This is a genomic window from Pseudomonas urmiensis (assembly GCF_014268815.2).
GTDB lineage: Bacteria > Pseudomonadota > Gammaproteobacteria > Pseudomonadales > Pseudomonadaceae > Aquipseudomonas > Aquipseudomonas urmiensis.
In genome coordinates this window covers 961,393-976,347 of record NZ_JABWRE020000001.1, presented here as the reverse complement: position 1 = coordinate 976,347, position 14,955 = coordinate 961,393, and the positions used below count along the sequence as shown (strand labels likewise).

Here is a 14,955-nt window from a genome sequence, read left to right as displayed (position 1 = left end):
GGAGTCAGGGATAGGCGACGTAGACGTCGGTGAGCAGGTCGGCCGGTTGCGGCTTGGGGTCGGCTTTGGCGCGGCGCACGGCGTCCTCGATCAGGTCTTCGACCTGGGCATCGATGGCATCGAGTTGCTCGGCGCTGAGCACGCCGCTACGGGTGGTCTTGTTACGGAACTGCAGCAGGCAGTCGCGGGTTTCGCGCAGGTTCTTCACTTCATCCGGGGCGCGGTAAGTTTGTGCATCGCCCTCGAAGTGGCCGTAATAGCGGGTCAGCTTGACCTCGATCAGCGAAGGGCCTTGGCCGGCACGGGCGCGCTCGATGGCAGCGCCAGCGGCTTCATGCACAGCGAAGAAGTCGAAGCCATCGATGGTGACCCCGGGCATGCCAAAGCCTGCCGCGCGGTCGGCGATATGGTCACAGGCCACCGACCAGTTCGACGCGGTAGCCTCGGCGTAGCCGTTGTTCTCGGCCACGAAGATGCACGGCAGGTTCATGATCGAGGCCATGTTCATCGCCTCGAACACCGCGCCCTCGTTGGAGCCGCCATCGCCGAAGAACGCCACCGAAACGTCATCGCGGCCCTTGAGCTTGGCCGCCAGGGCAGCGCCCGCGACCAGCGGCGCACCGGCCCCGACGATGCCATTGGCGCCGAGCATGCCCTTCTCCAGGTCAGCGATGTGCATCGAGCCGCCCTTGCCGCCGCACACGCCGGTCTTCTTGCCGTAGATTTCGGCCATCATCCCGTACACATCGACGCCCTTGGCGATGCAATGGCCGTGGCCGCGGTGGTTGGAGGCAATACAGTCGGAGTCGCGCAGGTGCGCCATGACGCCGGCCGCCGACGCTTCTTCGCCGGCGTACAGATGAACGAAACCGGGGATTTCGCCGGTGGCAAACTCCACATGCAGACGCTCTTCGAAGGCACGGATCGTGCGCATCACTTGATAGGCGTGGAGCAATTGCTCGGAACTGAGGTGAGTGGACATCTTGTTGTTCTCCAGGGTTGTCTCAACACAGGTTTGCAGGGAGCTGCCGGTGACCGCGCGGTACCGCCAGCAGGTGATGACGGGCGGCATGCGCCAGCACGGCCTCGACGTCGATGGTCAGCGGGCCTTGATGGTCGAGGGTGATGGTGGGGGTGTCGTGTTCGGCGAACTCGATCTCGCGTTCGCCATCCAGGGCCAGGGTGCCGCTGGATAGGCTCAATGAGTAGGCGACGCCGGGCGTGAGTGCGCCGCTGGCGGTGATCCCGCAGCCTTGCAGCAGGCCGGGGGCCAGCGGCGCCAACAGGGCCTGCTCAGCGCCGGGATGCAGGCGCACCCAGGCGCCTTCAGCGGCCTGGCGCGACACCGGGCACCACAGCCCGCAGAGCGCCGACAGGCCAATCGCGTGGGGTTCGGCGAAGCAGGCGAACACTTCTGCCAAGTCTTCGCTGCGGCTCAATGCGCGCGCGCCGACGAAACGTTGTGGGGAGACGGCCACTTCGACCAACGCCCATTCGCACAGGCCTTGCTCGGGCACGCGCACCAGCAGGCGCTTGTTGCGACGTAGGCCGATGCTGGAGGGAATGCGACCACTGGCCACCAGGCCACCCGCAAGGCCGGCGCTGGTCGCCTCGCGCAGCTCCGGGAAGGCATTGTTGGTGCCGGTGGAAAGGGTCAACAGCGGCACGTCACCGGCCTCGGCTGCCACCGCCTTATGCGTGCCATCGCCGCCCAGTACCGCGATCAGGCTGGCGCCGCGCTCGACCATCCAGCGCGTGGCCAGACGGGTATCGGCGACCGTCTGGGTCAGTGGCAGATCGAGCACCTGCAGCGCCGGCCAATGCTGGTCGCGGGCAACTGGGCCGCCGCTGGCCTTGAGCACAGCGGCGGCGATCCCGGTCATATCGGTTGGCAACAGCACCTGGGCGATACCGGTGGCGCCGAAGGCTGCGAGCAGACGCTGGATGGCCGAAGCCTTGTCGGTACTGGAATAGAGCCCTGCGTTAGCGGTCAGGCGACGCAGGTCGCGGCCCGAAGCTGGGTTGGCAATGATCCCGACGATTGGCGCGGGTCGCGGCATGGCGCACCTCATTTTCTTGTTTGCCAGGGCTAGAGCAAGGGCGGTGCCAGCTTTGCAACTACACGCGCCAGATGCCGAGCCAGAGCGCTTCCAGCGCGACAAGACCCGCCCCTGCGCCAGCCGCTGCGAGACGCTGCGTACCGGTCAGGCCAGGCGCTGGGCGAGACGCTGAGACGCAGCGTCTCAGCGCCACCGGCAAGCACGTGGCGCTTGTCGCCGCTCGCCCACAAGCGCTTAATGGCCGCATAACGACAAGAACACGAGAACCGGAGGCCCCAATGCTTGCCGCGAACTCCCGAGCCCATGTCGACTGTGTCAGCCGGGTAGTGAAGAACGCCGATCGCCTGCCCCAGGCGCCGGTGCCTGCGCTGATCCTCGACTCCTGGCGTCGGTCCATGGACCTGTACCGTCTCGATCCCGGCTCCCAGCAAGGGCCACGCATCCTTTCGCAGAACCTGCTCAACGAATGCCGCGAGCGCGCCGAACTGTTCCTGCGTATCGCCAGCGACGCGGTAGCGCGCTTGCATGGCCGGGTGAGCGGTGCCGACTATTGCGTACTGCTCACCGACGCCCAAGGGCGGACCATCGACTACCGGGTGGAAGCGGCGATTCGCAACGACTGCCGCAAGGCCGGGCTGTACCTGGGCACCTGCTGGTCGGAAGGCGAGGAAGGCACCTGCGGGGTAGCGGCAGTGCTGACCAACAAGGCACCGGTCACCGTGCACAAGCGCGATCACTTTCGCGCCGCCTTCATTGGCCTGACCTGCACCGCAGCACCGGTTTTCGACCCACAGGGCGAGTTGCTCGGGGTGGTCGATGTGTCGGCCCTGCAATCGCCAGATGACCGCCGCAGCCAACATCTGATTCGCCAATTGGTGGAGCAGACCGCGCGGGAGATCGAAAACGCCTTTTTCATGCACAGCAGCCAGGGCCACTGGGTGATGCGCGCCCATGGCACGCCCGGCTATGTCGAGAGCCAGCCAGACTACCTGCTGGCCTGGGATGGCGATGGCCGCCTGCAGGCGCTCAACAGCCTGGCACGCCAGCACTTGCTCGAGCGCCACGGGCGGTTGCCGGAACATATCGGCGAGCTATTCGACCTCGATCAGCTACGTCGCGCCAGTGACGCCAGTGCCCAGCGCCTGCCCGGCTGGCAACTGTATGGCCGGGTCAGTGCGCCGCGCTGCCTGCGTCCACGCGCCCAGGCGCCGCAACACACCCAGGACCCACGCATCGAGCAGCACCTGCGCCTGGCCACGCGGGTCAAGGACTGCAACCTGGCGGTGCTGGTGCAAGGAGAGACCGGCGCCGGCAAGGAGGTGTTTGCCCGCCAGCTACATGGACAAAGCCAACGCCGCACTGGCCCCTTCGTCACCCTCAACTGCGCAGCGATTCCAGAAAGCCTGATCGAAAGCGAGCTGTTCGGTTATGTCGCCGGCGCCTTCACCGGGGCATCGAGCAAAGGCATGCAAGGGCTGCTGCAACAGGCCGATGGCGGCACGCTGTTTCTCGACGAGATTGGTGATATGCCGCTGAGCCTGCAAACCCGCCTGCTGCGCGTACTGGCCGAAGGCGAAGTCGCGCCCCTGGGTGCGGCGCGGCGTGAGCGGGTGGATATCCAGGTGATTTGCGCCACCCACCGGGATTTGGCGGCGATGGTCAGCGAGGGGCGCTTTCGCGAGGACCTGTACTTTCGCCTGGCCAATGCCCGCTTCGAGCTGCCGCCCCTGCGTGAGCGGGCTGATCGGCTCGGGCTGATTCATCGCATGCTGGCTGAGGAGGCGCAGGCTTGCAGCGTTGAAGTGATGTTGGCCGATGCCGCGTTGGAAGCGCTGCTGACCTATCGTTGGCCGGGTAATCTCAGGCAATTGCGCCAGGTCCTGCGCTATGCCTGTGCGGTGTGTGATGGCGGCCAACTGCGGCTTGAGGATTTACCGCAAGAGGTGCGTGGAGAGGTCGAACCTGCTGCCCAGGCCAGTGCTTCCAGCCCGGCGCGACAGGTGCTGCTCGATGCGTTGATTCGCCATCGCTGGAAGCCGGGGGAGGCCGCCCGGGCATTGGGGATTTCCCGGGCGACCCTGTATCGGCGGGTGCATGAGCACCGGATCGAGATGCCACGGATGAAGGTTTGACGGGTGTCAGTTACGGCCTCTTCGCGGGCAAGCCCGCTCCCACAGGGATTGCACAAAGCTCAAGGTCTGCGCGGTGCCTGTGGGAAATCACTCGACGCCCAGCCCACAGACACAGCGCAAAGCTAAAGGTCTATGCGTTACCTGTGGGAGCGGGCTTGCCCGCGAAGAGGCCGCTACAGCCTCACAGCGAAATCGGCCGACGCCCAGCGAAGGCATGGGCCAAGGTGCCGCCATCCACCAGCTCCAGCTCGCCGCCCAGCGGCACGCCATGGGCGATCCGCGAGGCCACCAGGCCCTTCTCATTGAGCAACTGGGCGATGTAGTGCGCGGTCGCCTCGCCCTCCACCGTCGGGTTGGTCGCCAGGATCACTTCACTGAAACTGCCCTGTTCCTCGATCCGCGCCATCAACTGCGGAATGCCGATCGCCTCCGGCCCCAAGCCATCGAGCGGCGACAGATGCCCCTTCAACACGAAGTAACGCCCGCGATAGCCCGTCTGCTCGACCGCGTAGACATCCATCGGCCCTTCCACCACGCACAACTGGGTATCGTCGCGGCGCGGGTCGGCGCACTGCGGGCACAGCTCCTGCTCGGTCAGGGTCCGGCATTGGCGGCAATGGCCAACGCCTTCCATCGCCTGGGTCAGCCTCTGGGCCAGGCGCAGGCCGCCGCTGCGGTCGCGCTCGAGCAACTGCAAGGCCATACGCTGGGCAGTTTTCTGACCAACGCCCGGCAGAATGCGCAGGGCGTCGATCAGTTGGCGGATGAGGGGGCTGAAACTCATGGGAAAGGCCTGACAGTTCAATGAGAGGCGGTTTATACCGGCCAAGGCAGGCAGCGTCAAATCAGCTACAGCGCAGCGGCAACTGTCCTACCTGCTGTTGCAATTGACACTGGCTGCCCGGCCCGCGTTCACCCCAGGCCGGGCCTTTTCCACCGGCCGTCACTCAGGCCGACTTGACCGCCCCACGCAGGGCTGGGTCTTGGTCGTCGCGCTTGGGTGAGCGCACGGCCAGCACCGCAATCAGCGAGATAGTGACAGTGCCCAACAGATACAGGGCCACCGGTTGCCAGTCACCGTTGTAGCGGCTGAGCAGGTAGGTGGCGATCAACGGTGCGGTGCCGCCAGCCAGTGCTGCGCCCAACTGGTAGCCGAGGGTGATGCCGGTGTAGCGCACGCGGGTGGAGAAGATCTCCGAGCTCATGGTGCCCAACACCGCAGTAATCGGCGCCCAGAGCACGCCGAAGGCGATGATCGTAGCGACCATCAGGCCCCAGGTGCTGCGCGTATCGAGCAGTTTGAAGTACGGCACGATGAACGCCGCCATCAGCAAGATGCCACCGATGTAGACGGCCTTGCGCCCGACCTTGTCCGACAGCCAGCCCATTAGCGGAATCATCAGCGAAGCCACGGCCGCGGCGATCATCACCGCATTCAGGGTGCTGACCTTGTCATAGCCCAGGGTACTTACCGCGTAGCTGACCACGAAGGTCGAGAAGATATAGAAAGGTGCCGTTTCCACCACCTTCAGGCCAGCGGCGATCAGCACTTCACGCCAGTGGTCGCGCAGGGTTTCCACCAGGGGCATCTTGGCGACGTTGCCCGACTCCTTGGCCTTCTTGAAGTCCGGTGTTTCATCCAGGCCGTGACGAATCCACAAGCCGAGGAACACCAGGTCAGCGCTAAGCACGAACGGCACTCGCCAGCCCCAGCTGAGGAACTGCTCTTCAGGCAACATGGCCATCAGGCTGACCGCCATGGTCGCCAGCAGCATGCCGACGGTAACCCCCACCTGCGGCACGCTGCCGAACAGGCCTTTACGCTTGGCCGGAGCGTATTCGTAGGCCAACAGCAGCGCCCCGCCCCACTCCCCGCCGATGCCCAAGCCCTGTACCACCCGCAGAGCGATCAGCAGGATCGGCGCCCAGACGCCGATGTGCTCGTAGGTCGGCAAGCAGCCGATCAGCACCGTGGCGCCACCCATCAAAGACAGGGTGATGACCAGGGTTTTCTTGCGACCGATACGGTCGCCGATGTGGGCGAAAATCACTCCGCCGATGGGCCGTACGAAAAAAGTCAGAGAAAACGACAGGTAAGCCAGCAACAACCCGACCACCGGATCGAAGTTGGGGAAGAACAGCTTGTTGAATACCAGCGCGGCGGCGGTGCCGTAGAGGAAGTAGTCGAACCATTCGATGGAACTGCCGGTAAGGCTGGCGACCAAAGCGCGGCCGCGCCCCTGGGTCGCGGTGGGGGTTGCACTGGACGGCGTCATGCGAGTCTCCGTTTTTTTGATGTTATGTCGGCGAGCACAGGGTGGAGCAAGGCAAAGAGCAACCAGGTTGCACCCATGCCAGCGGATCTTAGTGAAAGCTCTAAAAAAGGTACAACCCAGATTAAACGTTTAACCCGCAATTATTTTCAGAAGACAGTGGAAATGCGCTGTTTTGGTTCAAGTTTTACAGCGGAAATTGCGTATAGCGCCATAGCGGTGCGCACGACTGCGCAGTCACCAAGTTGCCAAACCTCAACACTTTTTTGTTTTTGCTTTTTGTGGTTGCACCCAGTTGCACCCATATTTAAAAAGCCCTTACTCTGAAAAGACATCACAACAACAACCAAGGGGACTTGCCGGTGAAAACGCTGTTTATTGGGTATGGCCGCATGGGCGCTGCATTGGGCGATGCGTGGCTGGCCACAGGCTTGATCGAGCAGTTGAGCATCGTCGATCCGGGGCTAACTGGCGCTGGCGGCGACGGTCGTTATACGCGTCTGGCCGATGTGCCCGACGAGGCATTCGAGCTGATCGTGCTGGCCGTCAAACCGGCTTATGCCAGTGAGGCCCTGGCAGGGCTCAGCGATCGGCAATGTGCGCAAGCCTGCGTGATTTCGGTGGCTGCCGGGGTCACCCAGGCGACCTTGAGTGCAGCCCTGGGGCAGCGCTGCCCGGTGGTGCGAGCCATGCCTAATACTCCAGTGCTGGCCGGAGCCGGTTGCACCGGGCTGTATGCAGGCGACGAGCTGGAGGCGAGTCAGCGCACCAGGATCGGCCAGTTGTTCGAAGCGGTTGGCTTGGCATCCTGGGTCACGACAGAGAGCCAGCTCGATGCGGTTACAGCCATCAGCGGCAGTGGCCCGGCGTATTATCACTTGTTCAGCGAGGCACTGGCGCAAGCAGGGGTCAAACTTGGACTTACTGCTGAATTAGCAGGCGCCCTGGCGGCACAAACTGCGTTTGGCGCAGCAACTTTGCAACAGCGGCATGCCGATTTCGCCGAACTTCGTCTGGCGGTTACTTCGCCAAATGGCACGACGGCGGCGGCGATTGAAGTGTTTGAGAATGGGGAGAAGTTGCGCGACTTGGTCGAAGCGGCAACTGCAGCGGCCTATCGACGATCCGTGGAGTTGTCGCAAAACAGCTGAAGTCAGTTTATTAACTAACCGTTCAAGTTAAAAACGTGCTGCGTTATCTTTTACGGGCACGTTGAGCGTGGCATCGTTGTTGGACGTTGTGACCCTATCGCGGGGCAAGCCCGCTCCTACAGAAATTGTGCAAACGTGTAGGAGCGGGCCTGCCCCGCGATGAGGTCAGATCAAACAGCGCATTTGCGCAACGCTGGATCAGAACGGCATCTTGAAGCCTGGCGGCAACTGCATGCCAGCAGTCATGCCACCCATTTTCTCCTGGCTGTTCTGCTCGACCTTGCGTACCGCGTCGTTGACGGCGGCTGCGATCAGGTCTTCGAGCACTTCCTTGTCTTCCTGCATCAGGCTGTCATCGATGCTGATGCGCTTGACGTCATGACGACCGGTCATCACCACGCTGACCAGGCCCGCGCCCGATTGCCCGGTCACTTCAGCGTTGGCCAGCTCTTCCTGCATCTTGGCCATTTTTTCTTGCATCTGCTGCGCCTGCTTCATCAGGCCGGCCATGCCACCTTTCATCATGGGGTACACCTCGATTGGGTCATGTGATGCGGCCAAGCACGCTGCCGGCCGCACGGATATCGGTTCAATCGCCCTGACTGACCAGGGCCTCTACAGGCTCAATAGTATCCTGACGCACGGTCGCGCCGAACTGCCGGATCATCTGCTGGATGAGCGGATCACGCTCGATCGACACTTCAGCCTCATGCTGACGCTCCGAGCGCTTGCGCGCCGCAGCTTGCGCCGGGGTTTCCTGCTCGGGGCGGATCAGCTCGATGCGCAGCTGCAAGGTGCGGCCCAGGTGCTGGTTGAGCGCCTCGTTGAGTCGCCGCTGCTGGGTCGAGTTGAACAGTGCGCCCTGGGCTGGGTCCAGGTGCAGCAGCCAGTCATCGCCGTCGGCAGCGATCAGGGTACAGTTTGCCGCGATGTTGCCTGTCATGCCGGACACAGGCAACTGCGGGAATAATTCCAGCCATTGCAGCGCAAGACCGGTGGCCGGCTTGGAGGCTGGCAGAGGCTCGGCAACCGGGGCGGTTTCAGCCTCATGGACATGCTCAGCCAACTCATCCAGGTAGCTGAAGCCTGCCGGATCAGACTCGGGCGCGTAGTAATCTTCATCCAGCGGCGGCTCGTCGTCCCGATCCATGCCAACAGCGTCATAGGCAGAGGGATCGAACGGCGGCTGGTCATCGCTTGGCGGCCCGGCTTGCGGCGCAGGCGGCGCGACTGGAGCAGGCGCTTGCAGCACCGGCTCGGCCGGCACTGTCGCCTCCTCCCACGGCAGATCGACAACCTCTTCCTCAATTGGCGCAGGTTCTTGGACGGCAACCGGCGCCTCTGGCGCGGGCTCAGGCTCGATAACCGGCTGCGCGGCAACCGGCTCCAGCACCGCAGGCTGCGCCGTCACAGGCGCTGCAACGGGCTCGTGCGCCTCGACCGGCGCTGGCAGGGCCGGCGGTTCAGCGACCGACGCTGGCGCTGCCACCGGTTTTGCAGAATCAGCTGTGGCCTGGCTGATCCCCACTGGCTTTAGCACCGGGGTCGGCGCGTCGTCGGTATCGGCGGGGCGGAACGCGAGCATGCGCAGCAGGACCATTTCAAAGCCACCGCGCGGGTCCGGCGCCAAGGGCAAATCGCGGCGGCCAATCAAGCCCATCTGGTAGTAGAACTGCACATCCTCGGCGGGCAGCGCCGAAGCCAGGCTCAACACCCGCTCGCGGTCGCCCTGGCCGTTGTCCACCGCCTCAGGCAGCGCCTGGGCAATGGCTACGCGGTGCAGCACGTTGAGCATCTCGGCCAGCACGCCACTCCAATCCGGCCCCTGCTCGGCCAAATCACGCACCGCTTGCAGCAGCGCCCGCGCATCACCTTCGAGCAGCGCCTGCAGGACGCCGTACACCTGGCCATGGTCGAGCGTGCCGAGCATCGCCCGGACATCAGCGGCCAATACCTTGCCTTCACCGAAGGCGATGGCCTGGTCGGTCAGGCTCATGGCGTCGCGCATCGAGCCATCGGCCGCGCGCCCAAGCAGCCACAGGGCATCTTCTTCGAAGGGGACGTTCTCGGCACCGAGCACATGGCTCAGGTGCTCGACCACCCGCTCCGGGCTCATGTTCTTCAAAGAGAACTGCAAGCAGCGCGACAGGATGGTCGCCGGCAGCTTTTGCGGGTCGGTGGTCGCGAGGATGAACTTGACGTACGGCGGCGGCTCTTCCAGGGTCTTGAGCAGGGCGTTGAACGAGTGCGTGGAGAGCATGTGCACTTCGTCGATCAGGTAGACCTTGAAACGCCCACGGCTCGGCGCGTACTGCACGTTATCGAGCAGTTCGCGGGTGTCTTCGACCTTGGTGCGGCTGGCGGCGTCGATCTCGATCAGGTCGACAAAACGCCCTTCGTCGATCTCCCGGCACACCGAACAGGTGCCGCAGGGGGTCGAGGTAATACCGGTTTCGCAGTTCAGGCACTTGGCGATGATCCGCGCGATGGTGGTCTTGCCGACCCCGCGCGTGCCGGTGAACAGGTAGGCGTGATGCAGGCGCTGGTTGTCCAGGGCGTTGATCAAAGCCTTGAGCACATGGGTCTGGCCGACCATTTCGCGGAACGAGCGCGGACGCCATTTTCGTGCAAGAACCTGATAACTCATTAAAAAACCATCGCAAACTGAACGAGCGGAAGATCGCTAATGCTAGCGGAGCGGGGGCAAAATTGCACCCGGCCAATCTCGTCTAAGCTAAGCAACGCACGACTAGGCTCAGACCCTAGGGAGTAATCAGGGAGGAAAACCGTGCGGCGAATCCTGGCGATCCTGCTGTTGTGCTCCACTCACAGCCTGGCCCAACAGCCGGTGCTGCGCTTCTCGGTCGCCGAAAGCTGGAGCATGCCACTGATCCGCATCGAGCACCAACAGCCGGTCGAAGGCATTCTGTTCGACCTGATGCAAGCCGCCGCGCGCGAGGCCGGGGTACGCGCCGAGTATCACCTGATGGCTCGCCTGCGCCTGCAACAGGCGCTTGAAGACGGCGATATCGACGTGCGCTGTTATGTCGCCACCCACTGGCTGATCGAACGGCCGGGCAACTACGTCTGGAGCGTGCCGTTGATCCAGCAGCGCGATTTGCTGGTCAGCCGCAGCGCCGACCTGGCCCCCATCAACCCAGAGCAATTGCCAGCACAGGCCATCGGCACGGTGCTGGGCTATCGCTACCCGACCCTCGATCCGCTGTTCAGCCAAGGCCGGCTGCGCCGCGAAGACAGCCGCAACCAGCAACTCGCCCTGCAAAAGCTCGAGGCCGGACGTTACCGCTATGCCGTGAGCAACCAATTGTCATTGCACTGGTTCAACCGCCAACTCCCTGCAGCGCAGCGCTTGCGCGCACAGAGCGTGCTCGAGGAGCAATCGTTGGGCTGCATGGTGCGCAACGATCCAACCCTGCCCACTCAGGCACTGCTCAGGGCGCTGGTGCGGATCAAGCAGTCCGGAGAAGTCGAACGGATAGTCCAGCGCTACACCAGCCAGGATGCTGCGGGTCAGATCGTCAGCGGCTCAACTCACTGAAAGCCCCAACGCACTGAGGTACAGGCCCAGACCAAATACGCCATGCGTGGTCAGGCTACGCAGGCAGTTTCGCAACGGTGTGGGAGTATTGTTGGCAAACAGACCTGCGCCAAACGCCGGCTGCACCACACACAACGGCACCAGCACCGAAGCCAAGCCGAAGCCCAATGCAGGCAGCAGGGACGGCGTGCGTAGCCAGCCCTCCCCGGCCAGGCCGACCAGCAGCGCTGCGAACAGCAACCCAGTCGCGTAGTGCAGCGCCCATCCCCAGGCCAACTCATGCCTGACCGGCGCAGCCTTGGCGATGGCCGGGTGATACACGCGCCCCTGCAGCAAATGCCCGGCCCAGCGCCCGACCATGGCGTAGTTGAGCGTGGCCACACCCAGCCGTTTGAGCAGCAGCGTCCACAGGTCCATGACCAACGTGGCACCGATACCGATCAGCGCAATGTAAGTAATGAAGGTAGTAGCAGTCATGGCGAAACCCTTGGCAGATTGACGGAAAGGCCCAATGCCGCGCAGCATAGAAGTTGAAGTCAACTTCAAGTCAAGGGACCACCCATGGACATCGCCGATGTCGCCAAACGCACCGGAGTACCGGCTTCGACGCTGCGTTACTACGAGAACAAAGGTTTGCTCAAGTCGCTCGCAGGCAAAGGCCAGCGCCGCCAGTTCGCTGCCGACGTGGTGGATCGCCTGGCGGTGATCGCCTTGGGCCAGGCAGCCGGGTTCTCGCTCGATGAAGTGGCGAGCATGCTGGTCGATTTGCAGGTGAACCGCGAAATGTTAGTGGCCAAGGCTGACGAGATCGATGCACGGATCAAGCGCTTGCAGGCCATGAGCAAGGGGCTGCGTCATGCGGCGGCGTGTCCAGAGGAAGACCATCTGGCGTGTCCGAAATTTCAGCGACTGCTGAAACTGTCGGCTGCTGGCGTGCTGGCTGTTGAGCGCAGTCAGATGCGGAGCTAGACGTTAGGGATGCCGTCGTTTGAACCGGCCACCTCGCAGGCAAACTTGCGAAAAGTCAGACACGATCAGCCACCTACCACGCAGGCAAGTGATGAAAATTCTTCGCAAGGAGGCGGCGAAAACACTATCAGGCCAAGGAGACGGAGCGTTTTCCGACCCCTGAAATGGAGGCGGCCCCACCAGCCACACCCCGGCACTCGATGTCCCCGCCTTGGCTGCTCCCTTCCGGGCCTGACCAGGTAAACGGGTAATCAATGCGGGGGGACCGATGGGGCCACCACTACGCTGCTCGCCGTGTGACGAGCCGCGCCATTGTACCGGTCTGAGGCGAAGTTACAACCTCTGCCTCAAGAAAAAACCATCATTTCTCAATGACTTGTCCCGTCGGGCGATTAGACGGCGATGCCCTGCTCGGCCAAGAAGGCGATAAACGCGTCTTCATCCAGCACCTTGACCCCCAGTTCGCTGGCCTTGGCCAGCTTGGAGCCGGCACCTGGGCCTGCGACCACGCAGTGGGTCTTGCCGGAGACCGAACCGGCGACCTTGGCCCCGAGGCTTTCCAGCTTGTCCTTGGCGATGTCGCGACTCATGCGCTCCAGGCTGCCGGTGAGCACCCAGGTCTGCCCGGCCAGGGGCAGCCCTTCGACCACTTTCTTCTCGCTGGCCCAGTGCATGCCAAATGCCTGCAACTGCGCTTCGATAGCACGCGCCAACTGTTGATTGGCCTCGCTCTTGAAGAACTCGCGCACGGCATCGGCCTGTTTGCTATTGAGGGCTTGGCGCAGATCGATGCCATCGGCTTGGATGATCTGGTCCAGGCTACCGAGTTTGGCCACCAGCTTTTCAGCGCCGGTCGGGCCGACCGAGGCGATATCGAGCTTGGCGATCATCCCGGCCAAGGTGGTGCTGGCGGCGAACTCCGCGGCCAGCTCGCCTTCTTCCTGCAACTGCATGCCGCTGGCGAGCAACTGCTGGATGACGTCGCGGTTGTGCTGGTCTTCGAAGAAGTTGTGGATCTCGTGGGCGACTTCCAGGCCGATGTCGGGCAGATAGGTCAGCACCTGCGGCAACGCCTGCTGTACGCGCGCCAGACTACCCAGCGAGCGCGCCAGGACCTTGGCAGTCTCCTCGCCGACATCAGGAATGCCAAGGGCATAGATGAAGCGCGCCAGGCTCGGCCGCTTACTGTTTTCAATCGCTTCGAGGAGTTTGTTGCTGGACACCTCGGCAAACCCTTCAAGCTCGACAATTTGCTCGAACTTGAGGCTGTACAGGTCGGCTGGCGAGCGGATCAGGCCTTCGTCGACCAGTTGCTCGACGCTCTTCTCGCCCAGGCCATCGATATCCATGGCACGGCGCGAAACGTAGTGAATGATCGCCTGCTTGAGCTGCGCAGCGCAGGCCAAGCGGCCGACGCAGCGATACACCGCGCCTTCGCTAGTGGTTTCCTTGCCCTTGCTGCGCTTGACCAGCTGGGTGCGCTCGACCTGCGAGCCACACACCGGGCATTGGCTGGGCACCTGCACCGGGCGGGCATCCTCGGGGCGGCGTTCGAGCACCACCTGCATCACCTGGGGGATCACGTCGCCGGCCCGGCGAATGATCACCGTGTCGCCGATGCGCAGGCCCAGGCGGGCGATTTCGTCCATGTTGTGCAAGGTCGCGTTGGACACCGTCACGCCGGCCACCTTCACCGGCTTCAAGCGCGCGACGGGCGTGACCGCACCGGTACGGCCGACCTGGAACTCGACATCGAGCACTTCGGTAAGCTCTTCCATGGCCGGGAACTTGTGGGCGATCGCCCAGCGCGGCTCGCGGGCGCGAAAGCCCAGCTCACGCTGGGAGGCCAGGTTGTTGACCTTGAACACCACGCCATCGATCTCATAGGGCAGATCATTGCGCCGGGCACCGATGTCCCGGTAGTAGGCCAGGCACTCTTCGATGCCTGCGGCGTGCTTGAGCTCGCGACTGATCGGCAGGCCCCAGGCCTTGAGCTGCTCAAGAATGCCGATATGGCTGTCGCCGATAGTTTCCGACACTTGGCCCAGGCCATAGCAACAGAACTCCAGCGGGCGGCTGGCGGTAATTTTCGAATCCAGCTGACGGAGGCTGCCAGCGGCAGCATTGCGTGGGTTGGCGAAGGTCTTGCCGCCGCTTTCGGCTTGCGCGGCATTGAGCCGGTCGAAGCCGGCCTTGCTCATGAACACTTCACCACGCACCTCCAGCACCGCCGGCCAACCACTGCCCTGCAGCTTGAGCGGGATGTTGCGCACAGTCCGCACGTTGGCACTGATGTCTTCACCGGTGCTGCCATCGCCACGGGTAGCGCCCTGCACCAGCTGGCCATCGCGGTACAGCAGGCTGACCGCCAGGCCATCGAGCTTGGGCTCGCAGCTGTAGTCGACCGCGCCTGGCTGATCGAGACCTTCCACCACCCGCCGATCGAATTCGCGCAGGTCGGTTTCCTCGAAGGCGTTACCCAGGCTGAGCATGGGGATCTCATGACGCACCTGGCTGAATGCCGCCAGCGCCGCACCGCCGACACGCTGGGTTGGCGAGTCGGGGGTTACCAGGTGCGGGTGCTCGGCTTCCAGCGCCTTGAGCTCATTGAACAAGCGGTCGTATTCGGCGTCCGGCACGCTGGGTTCATCGAGCACGTAATAGCGGTAGTTGTGCTGATCGAGCTCGGCACGCAGTTCATGGATTCGGGATTCGGCGTTCATGGTCATCTTCTCTTGCAAAGCAAAAGAGCAGCCCCGGGGCTGCTCTTGCGCTTGAATCATTCGCGGGCGGGATCGAGGCAGGATCCGC

At 63.4% G+C, this 14,955-nt stretch carries 12 protein-coding genes and 1 other RNA gene; 4 read left to right on the top strand and 9 right to left on the bottom strand.

Annotation, left to right across the window (positions count from 1 at the left end; genetic code table 11):
• Positions 1-4: 4 nt before the first annotated feature.
• On the bottom strand, positions 5-982 hold the full coding sequence (locus HU737_RS04460; RefSeq protein ID WP_186556030.1) for a thiamine pyrophosphate-dependent dehydrogenase E1 component subunit alpha: 978 nt from the start codon (positions 980-982) through the stop codon (positions 5-7).
• Between the two features lie 22 nt (positions 983-1,004).
• Positions 1,005-2,060: an ATP-NAD kinase family protein gene (locus HU737_RS04455; RefSeq protein ID WP_186556029.1), complete on the bottom strand. Its 1,056-nt coding sequence runs from the start codon at positions 2,058-2,060 to the stop codon at positions 1,005-1,007.
• 278 nt (positions 2,061-2,338) lie between these two features.
• Here HU737_RS04455 and HU737_RS04450 point away from each other — a divergent pair, with 278 nt between their 5' ends.
• Complete coding sequence (locus tag HU737_RS04450) at positions 2,339-4,192, top strand: sigma-54-dependent Fis family transcriptional regulator (RefSeq protein WP_186556028.1); 1,854 nt, start codon at positions 2,339-2,341, stop codon at positions 4,190-4,192.
• Between the two features lie 181 nt (positions 4,193-4,373).
• On the opposite strand, the gene recR is transcribed toward HU737_RS04450, so the two are convergent.
• Complete coding sequence (gene recR / locus HU737_RS04445) at positions 4,374-4,976, bottom strand: recombination mediator RecR (RefSeq protein ID WP_186556027.1); 603 nt, start codon at positions 4,974-4,976, stop codon at positions 4,374-4,376.
• Between the two features lie 163 nt (positions 4,977-5,139).
• A complete protein-coding gene (locus HU737_RS04440; RefSeq protein WP_186556026.1) occupies positions 5,140-6,468 on the bottom strand; it encodes an MFS transporter in 1,329 nt (442 codons plus the stop codon).
• Between the two features lie 359 nt (positions 6,469-6,827).
• Here HU737_RS04440 and proC point away from each other — a divergent pair, with 359 nt between their 5' ends.
• The gene (gene proC / locus HU737_RS04435; protein WP_186556025.1) at positions 6,828-7,616 is read left to right on the top strand and encodes a pyrroline-5-carboxylate reductase; all 789 of its coding nucleotides are present in this window, start codon (positions 6,828-6,830) and stop codon (positions 7,614-7,616) included.
• 198 nt (positions 7,617-7,814) lie between these two features.
• Here proC and HU737_RS04430 read toward each other — a convergent pair whose 3' ends face one another.
• Positions 7,815-8,141: a YbaB/EbfC family nucleoid-associated protein gene (locus tag HU737_RS04430; protein WP_186556024.1), complete on the bottom strand. Its 327-nt coding sequence runs from the start codon at positions 8,139-8,141 to the stop codon at positions 7,815-7,817.
• Positions 8,142-8,205: 64 nt separating this feature from the next.
• Positions 8,206-10,263 (bottom strand): DNA polymerase III subunit gamma/tau, encoded by a 2,058-nt coding sequence (gene dnaX, locus HU737_RS04425; protein ID WP_186556023.1) that lies wholly within the window; start codon positions 10,261-10,263, stop codon positions 8,206-8,208.
• Positions 10,264-10,404: 141 nt separating this feature from the next.
• Here dnaX and HU737_RS04420 point away from each other — a divergent pair, with 141 nt between their 5' ends.
• The gene (locus HU737_RS04420; protein WP_186556022.1) at positions 10,405-11,175 is read left to right on the top strand and encodes a substrate-binding periplasmic protein; all 771 of its coding nucleotides are present in this window, start codon (positions 10,405-10,407) and stop codon (positions 11,173-11,175) included.
• Here HU737_RS04420 and HU737_RS04415 read toward each other — a convergent pair.
• Positions 11,164-11,652, bottom strand: coding sequence for a DUF2938 domain-containing protein (locus HU737_RS04415; RefSeq protein ID WP_186556021.1), 489 nt, complete (start codon positions 11,650-11,652; stop codon positions 11,164-11,166). The two genes, HU737_RS04420 and HU737_RS04415, sit on opposite strands and share 12 nt — an antisense overlap.
• An 84-nt stretch (positions 11,653-11,736) precedes the next feature.
• Between HU737_RS04415 and HU737_RS04410 the strand changes: the two genes are divergently transcribed.
• On the top strand, positions 11,737-12,144 hold the full coding sequence (locus HU737_RS04410) for a helix-turn-helix domain-containing protein (RefSeq protein ID WP_186556020.1): 408 nt from the start codon (positions 11,737-11,739) through the stop codon (positions 12,142-12,144).
• A gap of 174 nt (positions 12,145-12,318) precedes the next feature.
• On the opposite strand, the gene ffs is transcribed toward HU737_RS04410, so the two are convergent.
• Together ffs and ligA are read right to left on the bottom strand one after the other, a co-directional pair.
• An RNA gene (gene ffs, locus HU737_RS04405) (signal recognition particle sRNA small type) lies at positions 12,319-12,415 on the bottom strand.
• 121 nt (positions 12,416-12,536) lie between these two features.
• The gene (gene ligA / locus HU737_RS04400) at positions 12,537-14,867 is read right to left on the bottom strand and encodes an NAD-dependent DNA ligase LigA (protein ID WP_186556019.1); all 2,331 of its coding nucleotides are present in this window, start codon (positions 14,865-14,867) and stop codon (positions 12,537-12,539) included.
• Positions 14,868-14,955: the final 88 nt, after the last annotated feature.

Bases quoted from the DNA above. Each gene is read 5' to 3' on its own strand.
- HU737_RS04460 (WP_186556030.1), bottom strand. From the start codon at position 982: ATGTCCACTCACCTCAGTTCCGAGCAATTGCTCCACGCCTATCAAGTG.
- HU737_RS04455 (WP_186556029.1), bottom strand. From the start codon at position 2,060: ATGCCGCGACCCGCGCCAATCGTCGGGATCATTGCCAACCCAGCTTCG.
- HU737_RS04450 (WP_186556028.1), top strand. From the start codon at position 2,339: ATGCTTGCCGCGAACTCCCGAGCCCATGTCGACTGTGTCAGCCGGGTA.
- recR (WP_186556027.1), bottom strand. From the start codon at position 4,976: ATGAGTTTCAGCCCCCTCATCCGCCAACTGATCGACGCCCTGCGCATT.
- HU737_RS04440 (WP_186556026.1), bottom strand. From the start codon at position 6,468: ATGACGCCGTCCAGTGCAACCCCCACCGCGACCCAGGGGCGCGGCCGC.
- HU737_RS04430 (WP_186556024.1), bottom strand. From the start codon at position 8,141: ATGATGAAAGGTGGCATGGCCGGCCTGATGAAGCAGGCGCAGCAGATG.
- dnaX (WP_186556023.1), bottom strand. From the start codon at position 10,263: ATGAGTTATCAGGTTCTTGCACGAAAATGGCGTCCGCGCTCGTTCCGC.
- HU737_RS04415 (WP_186556021.1), bottom strand. From the start codon at position 11,652: ATGACTGCTACTACCTTCATTACTTACATTGCGCTGATCGGTATCGGT.
- HU737_RS04410 (WP_186556020.1), top strand. From the start codon at position 11,737: ATGGACATCGCCGATGTCGCCAAACGCACCGGAGTACCGGCTTCGACG.
- ligA (WP_186556019.1), bottom strand. From the start codon at position 14,867: ATGAACGCCGAATCCCGAATCCATGAACTGCGTGCCGAGCTCGATCAG.